Source organism: Lysinibacillus sphaericus, from assembly GCF_002982115.1.
GTDB lineage: Bacteria > Bacillota > Bacilli > Bacillales_A > Planococcaceae > Lysinibacillus > Lysinibacillus sphaericus.
The window spans coordinates 1,312,610-1,330,295 of record NZ_CP019980.1; the positions used below are offsets into that span (position 1 = coordinate 1,312,610).

General features: G+C 37.9%; 20 protein-coding genes. 15 read left to right on the top strand and 5 right to left on the bottom strand.

The window, feature by feature from the left end; translation table 11 throughout:
- The first annotated feature begins 24 nt into the window (after positions 1-24).
- The 13 genes from LS41612_RS06570 (at position 25) to LS41612_RS06630 (ending at position 10,566) form a co-directional block, all read left to right on the top strand.
- Entirely contained in the window at positions 25-1,113 is a 1,089-nt protein-coding gene (locus LS41612_RS06570; RefSeq protein ID WP_024363830.1) for a M42 family metallopeptidase, read from the top strand.
- A 196-nt stretch (positions 1,114-1,309) separates the two neighbouring features.
- Positions 1,310-1,792, top strand: coding sequence for a DUF2975 domain-containing protein (locus tag LS41612_RS06575; RefSeq protein WP_024363831.1), 483 nt, complete (start codon positions 1,310-1,312; stop codon positions 1,790-1,792).
- 41 nt (positions 1,793-1,833) lie between these two features.
- Positions 1,834-2,073, top strand: a complete 240-nt coding sequence (locus tag LS41612_RS23865) for a DUF2975 domain-containing protein (RefSeq protein ID WP_024363832.1) — start codon at positions 1,834-1,836, stop codon at positions 2,071-2,073.
- A 53-nt stretch (positions 2,074-2,126) separates the two neighbouring features.
- Positions 2,127-2,342: a helix-turn-helix domain-containing protein gene (locus LS41612_RS06585; protein ID WP_024363833.1), complete on the top strand. Its 216-nt coding sequence runs from the start codon at positions 2,127-2,129 to the stop codon at positions 2,340-2,342.
- 294 nt (positions 2,343-2,636) lie between these two features.
- Positions 2,637-3,602 (top strand): ornithine carbamoyltransferase, encoded by a 966-nt coding sequence (argF, locus tag LS41612_RS06590; RefSeq protein WP_024363834.1) that lies wholly within the window; start codon positions 2,637-2,639, stop codon positions 3,600-3,602.
- Between the two features lie 302 nt (positions 3,603-3,904).
- Positions 3,905-4,801 carry a LysR family transcriptional regulator gene (locus tag LS41612_RS06595; RefSeq protein WP_024363835.1) on the top strand — a complete coding sequence of 299 codons (897 nt, stop codon included), beginning with the start codon at positions 3,905-3,907 and terminating at the stop codon, positions 4,799-4,801.
- Between the two features lie 200 nt (positions 4,802-5,001).
- Positions 5,002-6,330 carry an LLM class flavin-dependent oxidoreductase gene (locus LS41612_RS06600; RefSeq protein WP_024363836.1) on the top strand — a complete coding sequence of 443 codons (1,329 nt, stop codon included), beginning with the start codon at positions 5,002-5,004 and terminating at the stop codon, positions 6,328-6,330.
- A 47-nt stretch (positions 6,331-6,377) separates the two neighbouring features.
- Entirely contained in the window at positions 6,378-7,391 is a 1,014-nt protein-coding gene (locus tag LS41612_RS06605) for an LLM class flavin-dependent oxidoreductase (protein ID WP_024363837.1), read from the top strand.
- Between the two features lie 15 nt (positions 7,392-7,406).
- Entirely contained in the window at positions 7,407-7,685 is a 279-nt protein-coding gene (locus LS41612_RS06610) for a glutaredoxin family protein (protein WP_024363838.1), read from the top strand.
- A gap of 16 nt (positions 7,686-7,701) precedes the next feature.
- Positions 7,702-8,526 (top strand): transporter substrate-binding domain-containing protein, encoded by an 825-nt coding sequence (locus LS41612_RS06615; RefSeq protein WP_024363839.1) that lies wholly within the window; start codon positions 7,702-7,704, stop codon positions 8,524-8,526.
- Between the two features lie 24 nt (positions 8,527-8,550).
- Positions 8,551-9,252: an amino acid ABC transporter permease gene (locus LS41612_RS06620; RefSeq protein WP_024363840.1), complete on the top strand. Its 702-nt coding sequence runs from the start codon at positions 8,551-8,553 to the stop codon at positions 9,250-9,252.
- Positions 9,253-9,264: 12 nt separating this feature from the next.
- Positions 9,265-9,972 carry an amino acid ABC transporter permease gene (locus LS41612_RS06625; RefSeq protein ID WP_024363841.1) on the top strand — a complete coding sequence of 236 codons (708 nt, stop codon included), beginning with the start codon at positions 9,265-9,267 and terminating at the stop codon, positions 9,970-9,972.
- 81 nt (positions 9,973-10,053) lie between these two features.
- Positions 10,054-10,566: a GNAT family N-acetyltransferase gene (locus LS41612_RS06630; protein ID WP_024363842.1), complete on the top strand. Its 513-nt coding sequence runs from the start codon at positions 10,054-10,056 to the stop codon at positions 10,564-10,566.
- A 218-nt stretch (positions 10,567-10,784) separates the two neighbouring features.
- On the opposite strand, the gene LS41612_RS06635 is transcribed toward LS41612_RS06630, so the two are convergent.
- Together LS41612_RS06635 and sspI are read right to left on the bottom strand one after the other, a co-directional pair.
- The gene (locus LS41612_RS06635) at positions 10,785-12,164 is read right to left on the bottom strand and encodes an FAD-binding oxidoreductase (RefSeq protein WP_024363843.1); all 1,380 of its coding nucleotides are present in this window, start codon (positions 12,162-12,164) and stop codon (positions 10,785-10,787) included.
- Positions 12,165-12,241: 77 nt separating this feature from the next.
- Entirely contained in the window at positions 12,242-12,451 is a 210-nt protein-coding gene (gene sspI / locus LS41612_RS06640; protein WP_024363844.1) for a small acid-soluble spore protein SspI, read from the bottom strand.
- A 236-nt stretch (positions 12,452-12,687) separates the two neighbouring features.
- Here sspI and LS41612_RS06645 point away from each other — a divergent pair, with 236 nt between their 5' ends.
- Together LS41612_RS06645 and LS41612_RS06650 are read left to right on the top strand one after the other, a co-directional pair.
- Positions 12,688-13,212: a sigma-70 family RNA polymerase sigma factor gene (locus LS41612_RS06645; protein WP_024363845.1), complete on the top strand. Its 525-nt coding sequence runs from the start codon at positions 12,688-12,690 to the stop codon at positions 13,210-13,212.
- A 212-nt stretch (positions 13,213-13,424) separates the two neighbouring features.
- The gene (locus LS41612_RS06650; protein WP_024363846.1) at positions 13,425-15,584 is read left to right on the top strand and encodes a bifunctional diguanylate cyclase/phosphodiesterase; all 2,160 of its coding nucleotides are present in this window, start codon (positions 13,425-13,427) and stop codon (positions 15,582-15,584) included.
- 104 nt (positions 15,585-15,688) lie between these two features.
- On the opposite strand, the gene LS41612_RS06655 is transcribed toward LS41612_RS06650, so the two are convergent.
- The 3 genes from LS41612_RS06655 to LS41612_RS06665 all read right to left on the bottom strand — a co-directional run bounded on the left by LS41612_RS06655 (position 15,689) and on the right by LS41612_RS06665 (position 17,631).
- Positions 15,689-15,880 (bottom strand): H-type small acid-soluble spore protein, encoded by a 192-nt coding sequence (locus tag LS41612_RS06655; RefSeq protein WP_024363847.1) that lies wholly within the window; start codon positions 15,878-15,880, stop codon positions 15,689-15,691.
- 12 nt (positions 15,881-15,892) lie between these two features.
- Complete coding sequence (locus LS41612_RS06660; protein WP_105928897.1) at positions 15,893-16,051, bottom strand: YfhD family protein; 159 nt, start codon at positions 16,049-16,051, stop codon at positions 15,893-15,895.
- Between the two features lie 173 nt (positions 16,052-16,224).
- The gene (locus tag LS41612_RS06665) at positions 16,225-17,631 is read right to left on the bottom strand and encodes a glycoside hydrolase family 18 protein (protein ID WP_024363848.1); all 1,407 of its coding nucleotides are present in this window, start codon (positions 17,629-17,631) and stop codon (positions 16,225-16,227) included.
- Positions 17,632-17,686 lie beyond the last annotated feature (55 nt).

Consider the following 17,686-nt stretch of genomic DNA (forward strand, 5'->3'; position numbering starts at 1 on the left):
ATACAAGATGTAGGAGGCAAAAGGATGACACAACTAGATTCAACTTTGCAAATGTTTAAAGATTTAACAGATGCGAACGGCATTGCAGGTAACGAGCGTGCACCACGCGAAGTTATGAAAAAATACATCGCACCATACGCAGATGCTGTAGAAACAGATCATTTAGGGAGCGTCATCGCTAAAAAAGTAGGCGATGAAAACGGCCCTAAAATTATGGTAGCAGGCCATTTAGATGAAGTAGGCTTTATGGTCACTCAAATCGATGATAAAGGATTCATCAAATTCCAAACAGTGGGTGGTTGGTGGAGCCAAGTAATGCTTGCGCAACGCGTGACAATTACGACACGCAAAGGTGAAGAAATTATTGGGGTAATCGGTTCTAAACCACCTCATATTTTACCAGCCGATGTACGTAACAAAGTAGTAGACATTAAAGATATGTTTATCGACGTGGGTGCTGCTTCTAAAGAAGAAGTACTTGAATGGGGAGTATGTCCTGGTGACATGGTAACACCTTATTTCGAATTCAATGTAATGAAAAATGAGAAGTATTTATTAGCAAAAGCATGGGATAACCGTATTGGCTGTGCGATTGCCATTGATGTCATGAAGGCATTAAAAGATGAAAAACATCCAAATATCCTATATTCTGTAGGGAACGTACAAGAAGAAGTAGGTCTTCGTGGTGCGAAAACAGCAACTCATAAAATTCAACCAGATATCGGTTTTGCTGTTGATGTTGGTGTTGCAGGTGATACACCAGGGGTAACACCGAAAGAATCGACTAGTAAAATGGGTGCAGGTCCACAAATCGTTGTCTACGATGCATCTATGGTTTCACACCGTGGTTTACGTGAATTTGTTTTAGATGTGGCGGATGAAAACAACATTCCATATCAATTTGAAGCAATGGCTGGTGGCGGCACAGACGCTGGTTCTATCCATGTTACAGCTAATGGTGTACCTGCTTTATCAATCGGTATTGCGACACGTTATATCCACTCACACGCAGGGATTTTACACCGTGATGACTACGATAACGCTGTGAAGTTAATGGTTGAAGTGATCAAAAAATTAGACCGCGATGCAGTAAACAAAATAACATTTGATTAATCATGCTATAATGCAGTTTAGCCTTCTAACAATTTGTTAGAAGGTTTTTTTATATTTTAGCACGCCCTAGAGATACGGGTGGATCTTCTTGCAGTGGATAGAAAGGGATTGTGAAATGGTAATCAATGTTTATTTATTGTAATACGATAAATATTGTATTAAAATCAAATTGAATATAAACCAATGAGGTGTTTTTATGAAAATAGCAACAACTTTGTTTTTAAAAATAGCGGTCATACTAATGGCTATCCCAGTTTTAGCACTGTGTATTTTGCTGGTACCGGAACTAGGGACGCTTTCAGAAAAGTTATTACCTGCGTTTTCTTCAATACAATATATCGTATCGATTATTTTGTATGCATCTTCCATCCCGTTTTACTTTGCTTTATATCAGGCTTTTCAACTATTACGCTACATTGATCAAAACAAAGCCTTCTCGGAACTTTCTGTAAAATCTTTAAAGAAGATTAAATATTGTGCCATTATCATTAGTAGTTTACATGTCCTGATTTTGCCACTTTTTTACCTTTTTGCTGAGAAAGACGATGCACCAGGTGTGATTTTTGTTGGATTGCTTGTACCATTTGCCTCTATGGTGATAGCAGTATTTGCTGCTGTTCTTCAACGACTTTTACAAGAAGCGGTCGAAATTAAATCCGAAAACGACTTAGTTGTTTGAGGAAAGTAACTTAGCATTACCAACTTTTTCAGGAGCAACTTATGTATTTTCTAGTGCTTTATAATAATGCATATAAGCTGTTGCTTGACATTGCTAGGAACAAGACATGTTCAGAAGTATCAGTTAAGGCTTTAAAAGTAATCAAGTTCTGTGCTATTGTTATCAGTGCTTTTGTTGTAGCGGGAATTCTCGTTGTTGCGATTTTTATTAAAGGTGATAGAGTGGAACTGCTGGCATTCGAGTGTCATCACAATCTGAGGTTTTCCCAAACACTTGTATAAAGAAATCGTAGACATAAAATCGGAAAATGATTGAATAGTGTGAGGTTGAGGATATGGCGATTATTATTAACATCGATGTGATGTTAGCTAAACGAAAAATGAGCGTAACAGAGCTTTCGGAAAAGGTTGGCATAACAATGGCGAATCTTTCTATTTTAAAAAATGGAAAGGCAAAAGCAATTCGATTAACTACTTTAGAGTCGATTTGCAAGGCGTTAGACTGTCAGCCTGGCGATATTTTAGAATATCGAAGTGATGCCGAAGAGTAGTAGAATATTTAGAATAGCTTTAAATAACTGCATAAGTGTGACCAGAGCAGGCCTTCGGGTAGGCTCTTTTTTTTATGGCAACAAAACAGGTTATATGAAATGGTTATCAATGTAACTACGGCAGTAGTATGCTGACAATACGTTGTGTATGCATAAATATTCAAATGGACGTATTTTTGTCACAAATAACTGATGAATTCTAATTTTTGAAAATAAACATAAAAATTCAGTTGATTTTATATTTATGCATGTGTATACTAAGTTCAACAGTAACAAAAGTAAGGAGCGAAGGCTATGAAATTATTAGAAGAGGTACAGTTAAAGTTAGTGTCAAGCTTAAAAGGGAAAGACTTACTAACTTTGCTAGACTATACAAGTGAAGAAGTTCAACAGTTAGTTGCACTATCGTCTCAACTAAAAATAATTACAAAAGAAGGTAAATGTCCGAAATTACTTGAAGGTAAAACACTCGGAATGATTTTTGAAAAACATTCAACGCGTACTCGTATTTCATTTGAAGTAGGCATGGAACAATTGGGCGGTAAAGGTATGTTTATGCATGCGCGTGATTTGCAGATTGGACGCGGTGAATCAATTTATGATACTGCACATGTGTTATCAGGTTATTTAGATGGCATTATGATTCGTGCAAACTCTCATGCAATGGTTAAAGAACTAGCCGAGCATGCTACGATTCCTGTTATTAATGGTTTAACGGATATTTATCATCCTTGTCAGGCATTAGCAGATTTAGAAACAATCTTTGAAAATAAAGGTGAATTACAAGGTCTTAAAATTGCCTATGTTGGAGATGGCAACAATGTAGCACACTCATTAGTAGTTGCTTCTGCACATGTAGGGATGCATGTAGCTGTTGCAACGCCTGTTGGCTATGAATGCGATGCGGAAGTTATCGCAAAAGCACAAAAGATTGCAGAGAAAAACGGTAGTACCATTACGATTACAAATGATCCTGTAACAGCAGTCCAAGATGCAGATGTGGTATACGCAGATGTTTGGACATCAATGGGGCAAGAAGAGGAAGCTGCAAAACGTTTACAAGATTTTGCTGGTTATCAAATCAACGATGAACTTGTTGCACATGCAAAGCCAGACTATATGTTCTTACATTGCTTACCAGCTCATCGCGAAGAAGAAGTGGCAACATCAGTTATAGATGGCCCTAATTCTTACATCTTTGAGCAAGCAGAAAATAGACTTCATGCTCAAAAAGCTGTTCTAGCTTCTATTATGGCTTAACGTTAGGCTAGATGACTTTCTTATGGAGAGTTGCTATATAGAGAGTTCACATTGACAACAGTGGGTGTCATCTGTGAATAACATAAAGCGGCATACAGACAGAGGGATGTAGCTGCGCGCGATGTACGTTGTCAAGATGGATGACCTCATCGCTACATAGTGAAAGTAACCTGGGAGACGCTGGGTTGCTTTTTTTTTATTCAAATGGTTATTGATAATAACATAGTTTTCCAATCAGTTATAGAGAAAATTGATGGATATCTATATAATAGGAACAATACGAAATTTTAGGAGGGCTTTATTTGAACATTGATCATATCGAGGCATTTTTATATGTTGTCCATTATAAAAGCATTCATAAGGCTGCCAATGCATTGTTTTTATCACAGCCAACAGTTACAGCTCGTATCAAATCATTGGAACGTGAGTTAAACGTTGAATTATTTTATCGCGATGCAAGAAGTGTCATTTTATCAGAGAAAGGAAAAGATTTTTTACCATTTGCCACACAGATTGTGCAAACATTTCAGCAAGGGAAAAAGCAATTGCAGGAAACGCAAACAATAAATGAAGTATGTATTGGCACGAACGGTGTGACAGCCCAATATTTTTTGGCATATGCCTTACCTAAATGGAAGGAAAGCTTTCCTCACATGCGCTTTCAAATCATCACAGGTCCTACAACAATCCTGTTAGAAAAATTACAGAGTCACCAAATTGATATAGGGTTTATGCAATATGTGCATCGACAAGGAGTATGCAATGAGTTGTTATTAAGCAATGCAGTAAAGCTCGTTATGCATCGGGACCATACTTTGACACAAGGAGTCGTTTTAAAGGCAAAAGAATTAGCGCAGCAAAAAATGGTGTTTTTTGAATGTGGCGCATTTGATTGGAACTATGTCCATAAAATGTTCGAGGTAGAAGGCGTATCGGCAAATATTGAAGTGCGAACAGACCATTTAGAAGTAGCGAAGGCATTTATTCGAACGAAAGGTTATATGAGCTTTTTGCCACATCTATGTGTGAAAAACGAGCTTGAAAGCGGCGAGTTTGTTGAGATTGATGTGAAGCATTTACTCGATATGAACCAGCATATTTTTTTAACTTATTTGAAGAAAGATACACTGGAACCTGCTTTTTGGGACAATATTCTAAATACAGCTATTCAGTTTGAAAATACCCAAACATTTTCATGATAAAAAAATTTATAGCTCAAAAAATTTTTTCTATTATAAGACCTATTGCATAATCGTTTAATGAACGGTAATATCTTCCTCAATCCTATTTTATTTATGCATGTCTGCTTGACAGCATAAGTGAAATATTATTTTTTAACTAAAAACATACTTAACCACTAAGTTTAGTAAAATAAAAATTTTTAAGGAGGAGAACAGGTATGGTGAGACAGGATAAAATTCGATTTGGGGCGATTATTCATGGTGTAGGTGGCAATATTTCGAGCTGGCGACACCCAAAAGTAGCAAGCAATCAAAGTGTTAGCTTGCCGTTTTATATACAACAAGCACAGAAGGCGGAACAAGGGAAGTTTGATGTAGCTTTTATTGCAGATGGTTTATTTATTAATGAAAAGTCAATCCCTCATTTTTTAAATCGTTTTGAGCCGTTAACGTTATTATCGGCACTAGCAGTTTCAACAAATCACATCGGACTTGTAGGAACGGTATCCACTTCATATAGTGAACCATTTACGGTAGCACGACAATTGGCATCACTCGATCATATTAGCAATGGGCGAGCAGGTTGGAATGTGGTGACGACGCCATTAGAGAGCACGGCGTTAAATTATAATAAAACGATTGACCAGCATCCTAGTCATGCAGAACGTTACCAAATTGCTGAGGAATACTTAGAGGTGACAAAGGGACTTTGGGACTCATGGGATGATGATGCTTTTATAGCAGATGTGGAAAATGACGTATTTTTCGATCCAGCAAAGCTACACACCTTACAACATAAGGGGAAATACTTTTCGGTACAAGGCCCGCTTAATATTGCGCGCTCAAAACAAGGGCAACCTGTTATTTTCCAAGCAGGGTCCTCGGATGCAGGTATCCGCTTAGCCGCAAAGGATGCGGATGCCATATTTACGCATGGTGCATCACTCGAAGAAGCACAGAAGTTTTATAAAAGAGTAAAAACGGCGGTTGCAGAAGTTGGACGAAATCCTGATGAAGTGAAGATTTTCCCAGGAATATCACCTATTATCGGAGACACAATCGAAGAAGCCGAGGCAAAGTATCAGGAAATAGTAGAGCTTGTTTCCATTGAACGTGCACTTGCCTATCTTGGTCGTTATTTTGATCATCATGATTTTACTCAGTATGATGTGGATGCATTATTCCCAGAGCTAGGTGACATTGGAGCAAATAGCTTCCGTAGCACGACAGATTATATTAAAACCTATGCTAAAGAAGAAGGGCTCACACTTCGTCAAGTAGCATTACGTGAAGCTACACCGAAAACGACATTTTTTGGTACTGCTGAACGCATTGCGGATTTAGTACAGGAATGGTTTGAAAAAGAAGCAGCGGATGGCTTTATTGTAGCTGTAACAGTGCCTGATGCACTTGATGATTTTGTCGATAAAGTTGTACCCATCTTGCAGTCACGAGGTCTATACAGAGAGCAATATGAGGCAGATACATTGCGAGGTAATTTAGGATTACCATTTAAAGAAAGTCGTTATGTCACACAGTCTGTTTGAAAACCAAGTAAACTTATTTGAATAAATATATTTCAAGGAGGTATTGTATGAGTTATTCTTTAGGCATTTTAGACCAAAGCCCAATTATCGACAATGCGACAAACGAGCAAGCATTGCAAAATACAGTCGCTTTAGCACAAAGGGCTGAGCAGTTAGGATATACGCGTTTTTGGGTGTCAGAACATCATAATACCGATACATTAGCAGGCACTTCACCAGAAGTTTTAGTATCGTATTTACTTGCAAAAACGACCTCAATTCGTATTGGCTCAGGTGGGGTTATGTTACAACATTATAGCCCATACAAAGTGGCAGAAAATTTCCATGTGCTCGCAACGTTAGAACCAGGGAGAGTAGATTTGGGCATTGGAAAAGCACCAGGAGGTCTACCATTGTCTACAAAGGCATTGCAATTTGGCACGCTGAACAATGGGGAGGACTTTGAGGAAAGACTAACGTTTTTACAGCAATTAATGGACAACGCGCTACCATCAGAGCATGAACTAAAAGATGTTCAGGCAACACCTATACCTAAAGTAAAACCATCGTTATTTTTACTTGGTGCAAGCCCTCAAAGTGCAGCTCTTGCAGGTAAGCTTGGCATTGCCTTTGTCTTTGCTCGCTTTATCAATAGTGATCCGGCAATTTTACAGGAAGCGGCTAAGGCCTATCGCACGCATTTCCCAAATGGTCATTTTGCAGTATCAATTGCCGCCTTTGCCGCCCCAACAAAAGAGGAGGCACAGGCATTAGTAGGAGAACAAAAAATTACGAAAGTACATTTGGCAAGTGGTCGTAGTTTGACACTACAATCGGTGGAATTAGCAGAAAAATTTGGGCAGGAATCAGGAGAAGCGTTCACTGTACAGCAGTATGATGCTGATATTTTATACGGTACGCCTGAAGAGATAAAAGCCACATTGGATGCCTTTCACAAGCAATATCAAATTGATGAGTTTATTTTGCATACACCGATTTTAAAGGCATTTGAACGACAGCGATCATTTGAACTATTAAGTCCAGTAAATTTACATTTACAACAACATGAAACAGTAAGTTAAGGAGGATTATTAAACATGGCAAAAAAAATCGATGTAGTTGTATGGTCAAAGCAAGGTTGTAGCTATTGTGATGAAGTTAAAGCCTATTTACAAGGGCAAGGAATTGCTTATAGAACAGTTGATGTTACACATAACGATGCTTTTCGTGACATTCTTGATACAAAGTATGGCGTACGCTATGTGCCAGTAGTAGAAATTGGTTCAAGTGAGGATGGGGTGTACAAAGCCGTTACAGAACTTGGACTTGAACATATTAAGACAGCACTTGCTATTCATTTACCATCGCAAGTTTAGGAAAGGGAGTGATACGATGAGGAAATTAACGTTTTATTTAACATGTGTACTTATGTTATTGTTAACGGCTTGCTCAAGTACAGAAAAATCACAAATAGATAGTAGTAAAGATGCGAAAGCACAAGGTAAAAATAACGTTCAAACAATACTGGTTGGAACAGGTACGCAATTTCCTAATATTTGCTTCCTTGATGATAAGGGGAATTTAACAGGCTACGATGTTGAGCTTGTAAGAGCGATTGATAAAAAGCTACCGGAGTATAATTTTGAATTTAAAACAATGGAATTTTCAAACTTATTACTAAGTTTAGAAACAGGGAAAATTGATTTAATCGCACATCAGATGGAGGTCAATAGTGAACGGGAGGAAAAATTTCTATTTAACAAGGAGCCATATAATGTATTTCCATTACAAGTAACGGTCAATGCGGACAATAATGACATCCAATCGATTGCGGATTTAACAGGCAAAAATGTAAGTGTGTCGCCAACGAGCAACTCTGCTGTTTTTATTGAAAAATATAATAAAGAGCATAATTTAGGGGCAAATATTGTGTATTCCTCTGGATCAGTGGATGTTAATAATCAACTTGCGACAGGCCGTCTTGATGCAATTATTACAACACCATTTGCAGTGAAGTACTATAACGAAAGCAATGAAGCTCAACAAAAAGTAGTGGGTGACGCACTATTAAACTCGAAAGTTTACTTTTTACTAAACAAAGATGAAGTACCTTTACAGGAGCGTATTGATGAGGCGATTAGAGAGCTTAAAACAGAAGGCGTAATTAGCGAGCTCAGTAAAAAGTGGTTAGGTGATGACTATACTGTAGATTTCTAACGCATAGGAGAGGATGAGGGAAGTATGGGCAATGATTTTGACTGGATGCTAATAGCGAATGTACTTCCGATATTGCTTCAATATTTACCCGTAACACTGGAGATATTATTTTTTTCAATTGTTTTTGGCATATTGTTTGGCTTCGTAGCTGCCATACCAAAGCTATTACAAATTCCAATTTTAAAACAAATGGTTACGATTTATATTTCATTTATTCGTGGCACACCTATTTTAATTCAGTTGTTTTTAGTGTTTTACGGTGTACCTGCTCTATTAAAGATGATTCATATTGATGTAACAAGAATGGATGCTATCTATTTTGTCATCATAACGTATACATTCAGTAATGCTGCCTCGTTTGCAGAAATTTTTAGAGCTGCTATTTTAACGATTGACCGTGGGCAATTAGAAGCGGCTTACGTTGTCGGCTTAAATCGAGCGCAAGCATTTTTACGTATTATTTTGCCACAGGCGCTACGTATCGCCTTTCCAAATATAGCGAATACGATGGTTAGCTCGTTAAAGGATACGTCATTGGCATTTTCAATTGGTGTTATGGATATGGTCGGTCGAGGAGAAACGCTGATTGCTTCGACTACAAGAGCATTAGAAATCTATTTGGCACTATCAGTCGTTTATTATGTGATTGTGGTGTTCGCGGAAAAGGTATTGAAACGTAATGAACGCTATCTCAACCGTTATATGAAAGAAGTAGCGATGAGCTAGGGGGAAAGGATAATGACTATCGATGTAGCTTTTATAGGGCAGGCTTTACAGGAAATTTTTAAGGTGTTGCCTTTAACTTTGTTTATGACATTTACACCTGTTTGTTTAGGTATTTTAATTGGCATCATCGTCGCCTTTGTTCGCCTAAAACAACTAAAAATACTAGCACCGTTATTAAATTTTTACGTTTCTTTTTTCAGAGGCACACCGATTATTATGCATATTATGCTTATTTACTTTGGAATACCAATTGTTGTAGATGCAATGGCACAAGCATTGAATTTGGATTTTCAGTCAAATACGATTCCAATTTTATTTTTGGTCTTACTAGCGTTGACGTTAAGTGCAGGGGCTTATGCATCAGAAATTATACGATCCGGTATTTTAGGTGTGCCACAAGGGCAATTAGAAGCGGCGTATGCTGTTGGGCTAACCTTTTCGCAGGCAATGCGACGTTTGATATTACCTCAAGCATTTAGTCAATCCATACCGAATTTTACAAATGTCTTTATTGGATTTTTGCATGCGACCTCTTTGGCATTTTTTGTCTCAATTAAAGAGTTAACAGGCGCAGCGAATATCGTGGCTTCAGTTAATTTAAAGTTTTTAGAGGCATTTATAGCAGTCGGTTTAATCTATTGGGGTGTTTCAATTGTTGTGGAATGGTTTGCTCACCAAATCGAAAAGAGGGTGACGGCTTATAGTAAGGGAGGCATCTAGTTGTGTGCAATAAGAACGCTGTTCAACGCCTGAGTGCTTATCCCGTTTTCAATCGAAAAAGAAGTGAAAGGAGTGTTGTTTATGACAGTAGCACAAATTGTTATTGAACATTTACGACAAGAAGATTATCCAGCTTATTTGGAAGTGCTAGTGGACAGTTATGCGCAGTATGAGAAAGATTACAAAGACCCAGCGCATTGGGCTCAATATTTACAAGATATTCGGTCGTCTGTTGGCAATCCAAATGCAGAGACAATATTAGTTGCAAAGCGTGAGCAGGAAATTGTAGGAGGCTTGCAACTATTTACAAATGCTGAAAAAGCATACGGTCTTCCTGAACTTGGTATTGAGTCAACGATTGTACGCTTATTAGCAGTTCATCCGAAAGGGAGGGGGCAAGGTGTGGCTAAAAAATTATTACAAGAAAGTTTTGCCTTTGCTCGCAAGCGTCAGGATCAATCTCTCTATTTACATTCTGGTGATATTATGCAAGTTGCGATCAACCTCTATTTATCACTCGGTTTTGTCCGAGACGAGTCAAAAGAGTTTTATAAAGGCGATATCTTGGTGAAAAGCTTCCGCTATGATTTGTAACGAATAACCCGCTGAAAAGTAACCAGCGAGTGTTGTTAGATGTTTCAAAAAAATCATTTATGAAGAAGGTTATCTCATCGAAACAATGGTTCCACGTGCACTTGAACAGAGCGTGACATAAGTGCCTGTCACCTTTAATCATATTCAAAACACGACCTTCTCCTTAGTTGGAGGGGTCGTGTTTTTTCTCAATTAATGAAAGTGAAAATTTATCGCTACTACAAGTTGAAAATTTTTCCTGGATTCATAATATTATGTGGGTCAAGTGCTGCCTTAATGCTTTTCATAACAAGTAATGAGGCACCGTGCTCCATTGATTGATATTTCATCTTCCCAATCCCTACACCATGTTCTCCTGTACAAGTTCCACCGCGAAGCAATGCATACTGTACAATATGTTCGTTAAAACGGTCAGCTTGAGCCTGTTCCTGCGCATTCGTTGGGTCTAACATTAATAGAGCATGGAAATTGCCGTCTCCGACATGTCCGACAATGCCTCCTACTAGACCGACAGTATTTAATTGTTCGCGTGCATAGAGTATCGTTTCTGCCAATTTTGAAATCGGTACACAGACGTCAGTTGACATTAGTTTTTTACCAGGGTACGCATGAATATATGCATAGGCTAAAGAATGACGTGCCTCCCACAGCTTATTGCGTGCTGCATTGTCTTGTTCAAATTGGACACTCTTACAGCCGAAATCCTCAAAGATTTCTGTAGCAAATTCAATATCTGCACGCATACCTGCATCGTTGCCGTGGAATTCTAAAAATAGCGTAGGTTTTTCATCATACGTTGTTTCATTATAAATATTCACTTGTGTAATAGAAGCTTCATCGACTAGTTCAACGCGACCAACGGAGATGCCAGCCTGCAATAATGCGGCTACTGCACTGACAGCATCGCCCACTGTTTCAAAGACAGCACGGCCAGCAGTCACGAATTCTGGAATACCGTAAACTTGCAATGTCAGCTCTGTAAAGCATCCTAACGTACCTTCTGAACCAACAAATAAACCGTTCAAATGATAGCCAGAAGAAGATTTCGCTGCTAAGTTGCCCGTATGAATGACAGTTCCGTCAGCAAGTACTACTTCTAAATCCCGTACTTGGTCGCGCATTACACCGTAACGAACTGCTGTCGTACCGCTGGCGTTTGTTGCAGCCATACCACCAAGTGTCGCATCTGCTCCAGGATCTACCGTAAATTGTAGCCCATGTTTTTTAAGTTCTTTATTTAATTGTGCACGTGTCACACCTGGTTGCACTTTCACTAATAAATCTTCTGGACGAATCTCTAAAATTGCATTCATTTCAGAAAAATCGATAGATATCCCTTTTTCAATCGGAATAGCATTGCCTTCTAAACTTGAGCCAACACCAAATGGGACAACGGGTATAAGATTAGCATGTGCGATTTTCATGATGGCACTTACGTCTCCTGTAGAACGTGGGAAGACGACGATATCAGGTAAATTCATCGCATGATGAGATTCGTCTTTGCCATGTAGTTCTCGTACTGTGTCGTTTGTCGACACTTGCTCATCCGATAATACCTCTCTAAGTTGATTTACTAGTAGCTCTATTGCAACAGTCATTCCAATCCCTCCAAACTTTCTGATAAATCTAATTTATCATGCGATTAGTGGAATTGGAATGAAGTGTTCATAAAAAATCAGTGTGCAAATACTTTTTCAAGCTTTTGAACGAATGCATCTTGTTCTTCAGCAGTTGATTGTTGCCACCATTTTTCGAAAAATACACCAAGCCCAGGTAGTAGATGCTCCTCACCACGTGAAATAGCATCTTGCACTATATCCTTAAATTCTGCTGCGGATTGCCCATGTACGTTTGCTGAAATGGCATCTCTTATTTGAAAATTCATCTATTTCGCCTCCTTAGTCATAATGTGTCCAGCGAAAAAAGAAATATGTATTAAATGAAGGTAAAACATATGATTTGTTTAAATACTTCTTATTATTTGTGCTAAATTAAGGCGATTTTTTAAAAGTTTCGTTGATGATTTTTTATAAAAGCGTTTGTCGACGATTTGGTAGCCGCACGTTAAGCTAGTATCACCTAGGAATAATGGACTGTGCACAAGTCGTTAGGAAAGTAATAGTGTCACAAGACAAGCACAAACAACTTCTTTCGCCACAACAGCCATTTGAGGAAATATTAGAATTAGTCCAACCGATGATTACTTCTATTTTATTAAAGTGCCATATTTACAAAGACTTTGCGTATTATCGCCATATTGCAGCAATTGCTGTGTGGAAAGCTTATCAAAAGGCCAATCCATCGAACGGGCAGTTTTCTGCATATATTTATTCAACTGTTAAAGGGGAAATTTTGAAAGAACTGACAAAGAATAAACAATTCCAAGACAACGTGACATTTGTAGCTGACGACAAATTAAACAGTATAAGATGTCAGCAGGAACAGATTAACCGACTAGAGGCTTGTTTATTAGTAGATACAATCATGGGTAATTTAAAAGAGGTAGACCGAAAGATACTGCAACTTTATTACCTAGAAGGCTATACGTATGATGAAATAGCTAAAGAACTATTTCTGTCTGTTGCTGCAGTCAAAAAGAGACGTACAAGACTGATATATAAGCTCCGTAGTCTCTACCGTCGATAAAGAAATTACTACAAAAAGATAGTAAAAGTATGCTAATATCAAAATAAATTGAATATTAGCATACTTTTGCTTGATGCATACAAAGTCTAATAAAAGTGCTATGATTTGTAAGAAGTCTAAGATATATACAATTTCAATGTCTTTGCTATGAATTAATGGGTATATATACCCGTCTATTTAAAATGAGTATAACTTGGTATGGAGGGTTAGTATTGGAAAACGCGCGTAATAATATAGTTATAGACAAAAAGGAGCTTGGATTTAGTGCGATACCGTTGCTACTATTACTACCACTAATCGTTTTTAACCATCAGCTTTTTGCTATTTTTGAAGGTAGCTTTGTTTATTTAAGTTTAATCATGAAAATTTTTATCGTTGTATTTACTATGACCATTGCTATTCATTCATGGTTAATCTTTTCACAGCTATTATCAAATCAAACATTATACATAGGTAGTATATTTTTCGTTGTTGCTTTGTTAGAAATTGCAAACATTGTCTTAGCAGTTTCTCAAAGCCTAGACATAATGTTACTAAGCGTTTGGATACAGATTTTCATGCGCTTTGCTTTAGTAATTGGTGTATTACTAATGCTTGTAAAGCCTAGAAAAAAGTTAACGTTGGCACATCGTAGGATTGCTTATGGCATTGCGGTTTTATCTGTTGCACTGGTACTCATCATGTTGTATAAGGCACAGCCTTTTATTGATGATAGTCCATTAGTGACAACAATACAAAATAGCGCGCAATTATTGACTGCGGTTTTACAAGGTGTTTCAATCTATTTTTTAAGCAAGCATTATAAGGAGGCACCAAAACAAACTGGATGGCTAATGAGTGGGTCTGCTTATTTGATTTTGAGTGATTTGTTATTTGTTTGTAGCTATAACTTCAGTGGTATTTGGATGTTCGCTGCACTCTTTTATCAATTTTTTGCGTATTATATTTTTCTGAAGGCAATTTACTATACGTCAGTTGAAAAGCCCTATCAACAGCTATTAAAAATTAAGCTAGACTTGGAACAATCGCAACAGGAGCTAACTTTTCAAGCTTATCATGATGATATTACCCAACTTCCGAATGAGCGTCTTCTTTTAAAAACATTAAAGGAGAAGCTGCATAAGGATGGTAGGCAACAACAGGCCATTATCTCCATTGAAATTGATCGTCTAGCAACTATTAGTGACTCCTTAGGCATTAGTTATTCCAATAAGATGATGAAACTTGTAGCTGAAAGAATTCAAGCGATGCTACCACCCCATTATTTTGCCACAAAGTTACGGGAGAGCCAGTTTGTCATTTTTATTCATCATGTACAAACAAAAGAAGAATTGATCCAGTTTTGTTTGAATTTAAAAAACGTTATGAATCAGCCGCTGCAAGTACAACTTTTTTCATTAAAAGGCAATGTCAATATTGGCATTGCATTCAATGACGCCAATTGTACGGCTGAACAATTATTGACGCATGCACAGCTAGCGATGCGTGAAGCGAGTCAATTACCGCAACGACTTCTTTTTTACCAACAGCATATGTCAACCGGTGTGGCAGATCGTATTTTATTAGAGCAGGAGTTACATAGGGCGCTCGAGCGACAGGAGTTTTATTTGGTTTATCAGCCACAAATTAACTTGAAAACAGGAAAAATAGAATCAGTCGAGGCGCTAGTGCGCTGGCGTCACCCAGAGCGTGGACTTGTCCCACCTGATACGTTTATCGAGATAGCAGAAGAGTCAGGGCTTATTATTCCTCTGGGAAAATGGATTCTTGAAACAGCATGCTTGCAAGTAAAAGCATGGGAAGCGCAAGGTTTGCCGCCAATGAAAGTTGCCGTTAATTTATCTCTTGGCCAATTATTTCAGCAAGATTTAGTACAAATGGTGAGAGAGATTTTACAACGAAGTAAGTTGGAACCAAGCTATCTTCAATTGGAAATTACAGAAAGTATGACAATGAATATTGATCAAATGACGCAGCTTTTACATGAATTAAAAGCACTAGGGATTCAAATAGCTGTCGATGATTTTGGGACAGGTTACTCGTCTTTGTCGTATTTAAAAGATTTTCCAATCGACTGTTTAAAAATTGATCGTGCTTTCGTACATAATATTCAACATGACCCAAATGATGAAGCGCTTGTATCCATGATCCTTTCAATGGCAAAGCATTTACGGTTAAAAGTTGTCGCTGAGGGGATAGAGGAAATTGCACAACTTGCTTTCCTTGTTGCAGGGGATTGCGATTATATACAAGGTTATTTATTTAGTAAGCCTATTTCAGCTGAACAGCTTGCAACAACGTTTAATGACTTACATATGCATGCAAATGATATTTTAGAGCGTTTTAAATACGGGGAAGAATACAGCATTTAAAAAGATAGTAAATGAAAATGGTAAATCCGCTTTGACTTAATTAGGCTGCAACAAGGTTGCATCTAATTAAGTACAATGCGGATTTTTGGGGAGTCCTTATTTTTTTAATGAACGAGGTATTCTTCTTTCAGTTCTGAAATATTGACTTCAGAGCGTTCTTCTAGCGAGCGTCGTAAATGAACAGTGGCTGTTTTGCGATCATCATGTAGCTTGTCAATCCATATCGAAACGCCATTGTAGCTCACTTCATATTCCGATGGAGAGGCAACAATTTCTTGTGCGCGTTGATACTCCAATTGAATACCCCCTTATTTTTTTTGCTTGTTTTTCGTCACAGCATTAATAAGTTCTGTGAATTCTTGGGAAAACTCTTCTTTTACTTTATCAGGTGCGATTTTTTGGTTTTTTGGTGTCTGTGGTAATGAGCCTTTATTTTGGCTTTTCCCTTGTTTATTATCTCTTCCCATGTGTGCTGTCTCCTTTCAGTTTTGATATTTCTTAATATGGCTTTCAAGTGCTATTTTTATCATGGGAAATACTAGGGAAACGTAAGAAATTCATGAAGGAATGTCAAAAGGTTTGGCCAAGATTCATAAAAGCTTATGAAAGATAGCGTTTCGGGAAATTCTAGTAGTAGTCCTTATTTTTTTATAGAGAAATCATTTTCTAATAGTGCCCAATTTTGAGGGAATGGAAAACCTAAAGCCCAATAGCTCACACCACGAAGATGATACTGCTTGAGTAGATCGAATTTAGCTTGTGCGCTTCTGGCGTCTTCAAACCAAACCTCATGATTTCTTCCTTGCTGATCAACGTAGCGGAAAAATGGTGATTGTGTAGTGCGATCATATTGAATAGTAGCGCCAAATTGTTTGGCTCTTCTAATGGCCTCTTGCGGGCTAAAGGTTTCCGCTTCTTGCCCTTTGACATGAGGAACTAGCCAATCCCGAGCATAAATTTGAAAGCCTAAAAAAATTTTATTAGCGGGTATTACTGTTAGAGCGTATTCTACAACTTTCTTCATTTCATTGATGGGCGAGATGGCCTGTGGAGGTCCAAGGCGATAGCCCCATTCATAGGTCATTAACACAACAAAATCCACAATTTTGCCATGAGCCTCATAATCAAATGCTTCATATGTTGACCCTGCTGGAGAAGACCTTGTTTTTGGAGCAAGTGCAGTTGATACTAAATAACCTTGCGGGTGCAGACGATCAACGGCTAATTGAAGGAATTGGTTGTATAGTTCTCGGTCTGTTGGTAGAACGTTTTCAAAGTCTATGTTTAACACTTTATAGCCTTTATCCTGCATCACAAGTAAGATAGTATCCATCACTTTTACACGTAACTGTTCGTTAGATAAAATAATATGGGCTAAGTTGGAGCCGCTTTCTGTAGACGTAAAATTTGTAATAGTTAGCATTGGTAGGATGTTTTGCGATTGTGCTGCGTCAATCATTGCTTGATCATTAATCGGTTGTAATGTACCGTCTTCCTCTATCATATAAGCAAACGGGCTAAAAAAAGTGAGAAGATGACCGATTGCATGCAATGATTGAACAGCTTCTTCAGGCGGTTGATACGTATAAGCATTTACTTCAATGGTAGGCTTGGCTCTAGGAATAACTAACTGTGAACCGACATAGATCATATTTGGGTTTGTCATGCTATTTTCTTCTACAATTGCTTGAACAGTTGTACCATAGTTGCTAGCGATTTGTGATAATGTTTCGCCAGCTTGTACAGTATGTGTAATGGGCGGAATAATCAGTTTTGTTCCAGGTGATAAAACATTCGGATTCGTAAGGTGATTCATATGAATAATTGATTGCATTGATATGTTATATTGTTTGGCAATCGTCGATAATGTGTCACCTTTTTTGACGATATGCGTTGTGTAAGCAGAAGGAATAACGAGTGATTGTCCGATTATTAATTGATTTGGGTTAGGTAACGCATTTAAATGAGTAATCGTTTGCAGTGGCGCAGCATAACGGTTTGCAATGTGCCATAATGTTTCACCCGCACTAACTACATGTATTAACATTGTTCTCCCCCTAATAGGTTTTGTTAATGCATCATATGAAACAAAATGGATAGCT

What these genes read in the sequence shown, in the direction of transcription:
- LS41612_RS06575 (WP_024363831.1), top strand. Translation starts at nt 1,310, where the DNA reads ATGAAAATAGCAACAACTTTGTTTTTAAAAATAGCGGTCATACTAATG.
- sspI (WP_024363844.1), bottom strand. Translation starts at nt 12,451, where the DNA reads ATGAATTTTCAAATAAGAGATGCCATTTCAGCAAACGTACATGGGCAA.
- LS41612_RS06625 (WP_024363841.1), top strand. Translation starts at nt 9,265, where the DNA reads ATGACTATCGATGTAGCTTTTATAGGGCAGGCTTTACAGGAAATTTTT.
- LS41612_RS06630 (WP_024363842.1), top strand. Translation starts at nt 10,054, where the DNA reads ATGACAGTAGCACAAATTGTTATTGAACATTTACGACAAGAAGATTAT.
- LS41612_RS06635 (WP_024363843.1), bottom strand. Translation starts at nt 12,164, where the DNA reads ATGACTGTTGCAATAGAGCTACTAGTAAATCAACTTAGAGAGGTATTA.
- LS41612_RS06620 (WP_024363840.1), top strand. Translation starts at nt 8,551, where the DNA reads ATGGGCAATGATTTTGACTGGATGCTAATAGCGAATGTACTTCCGATA.
- LS41612_RS06610 (WP_024363838.1), top strand. Translation starts at nt 7,407, where the DNA reads ATGGCAAAAAAAATCGATGTAGTTGTATGGTCAAAGCAAGGTTGTAGC.
- LS41612_RS06600 (WP_024363836.1), top strand. Translation starts at nt 5,002, where the DNA reads ATGGTGAGACAGGATAAAATTCGATTTGGGGCGATTATTCATGGTGTA.
- LS41612_RS06660 (WP_105928897.1), bottom strand. Translation starts at nt 16,051, where the DNA reads ATGGGAAGAGATAATAAACAAGGGAAAAGCCAAAATAAAGGCTCATTA.
- LS41612_RS06665 (WP_024363848.1), bottom strand. Translation starts at nt 17,631, where the DNA reads ATGTTAATACATGTAGTTAGTGCGGGTGAAACATTATGGCACATTGCA.
- LS41612_RS06570 (WP_024363830.1), top strand. Translation starts at nt 25, where the DNA reads ATGACACAACTAGATTCAACTTTGCAAATGTTTAAAGATTTAACAGAT.
- LS41612_RS06585 (WP_024363833.1), top strand. Translation starts at nt 2,127, where the DNA reads ATGGCGATTATTATTAACATCGATGTGATGTTAGCTAAACGAAAAATG.
- LS41612_RS06605 (WP_024363837.1), top strand. Translation starts at nt 6,378, where the DNA reads ATGAGTTATTCTTTAGGCATTTTAGACCAAAGCCCAATTATCGACAAT.
- LS41612_RS23865 (WP_024363832.1), top strand. Translation starts at nt 1,834, where the DNA reads ATGTATTTTCTAGTGCTTTATAATAATGCATATAAGCTGTTGCTTGAC.
- argF (WP_024363834.1), top strand. Translation starts at nt 2,637, where the DNA reads ATGAAATTATTAGAAGAGGTACAGTTAAAGTTAGTGTCAAGCTTAAAA.
- LS41612_RS06615 (WP_024363839.1), top strand. Translation starts at nt 7,702, where the DNA reads ATGAGGAAATTAACGTTTTATTTAACATGTGTACTTATGTTATTGTTA.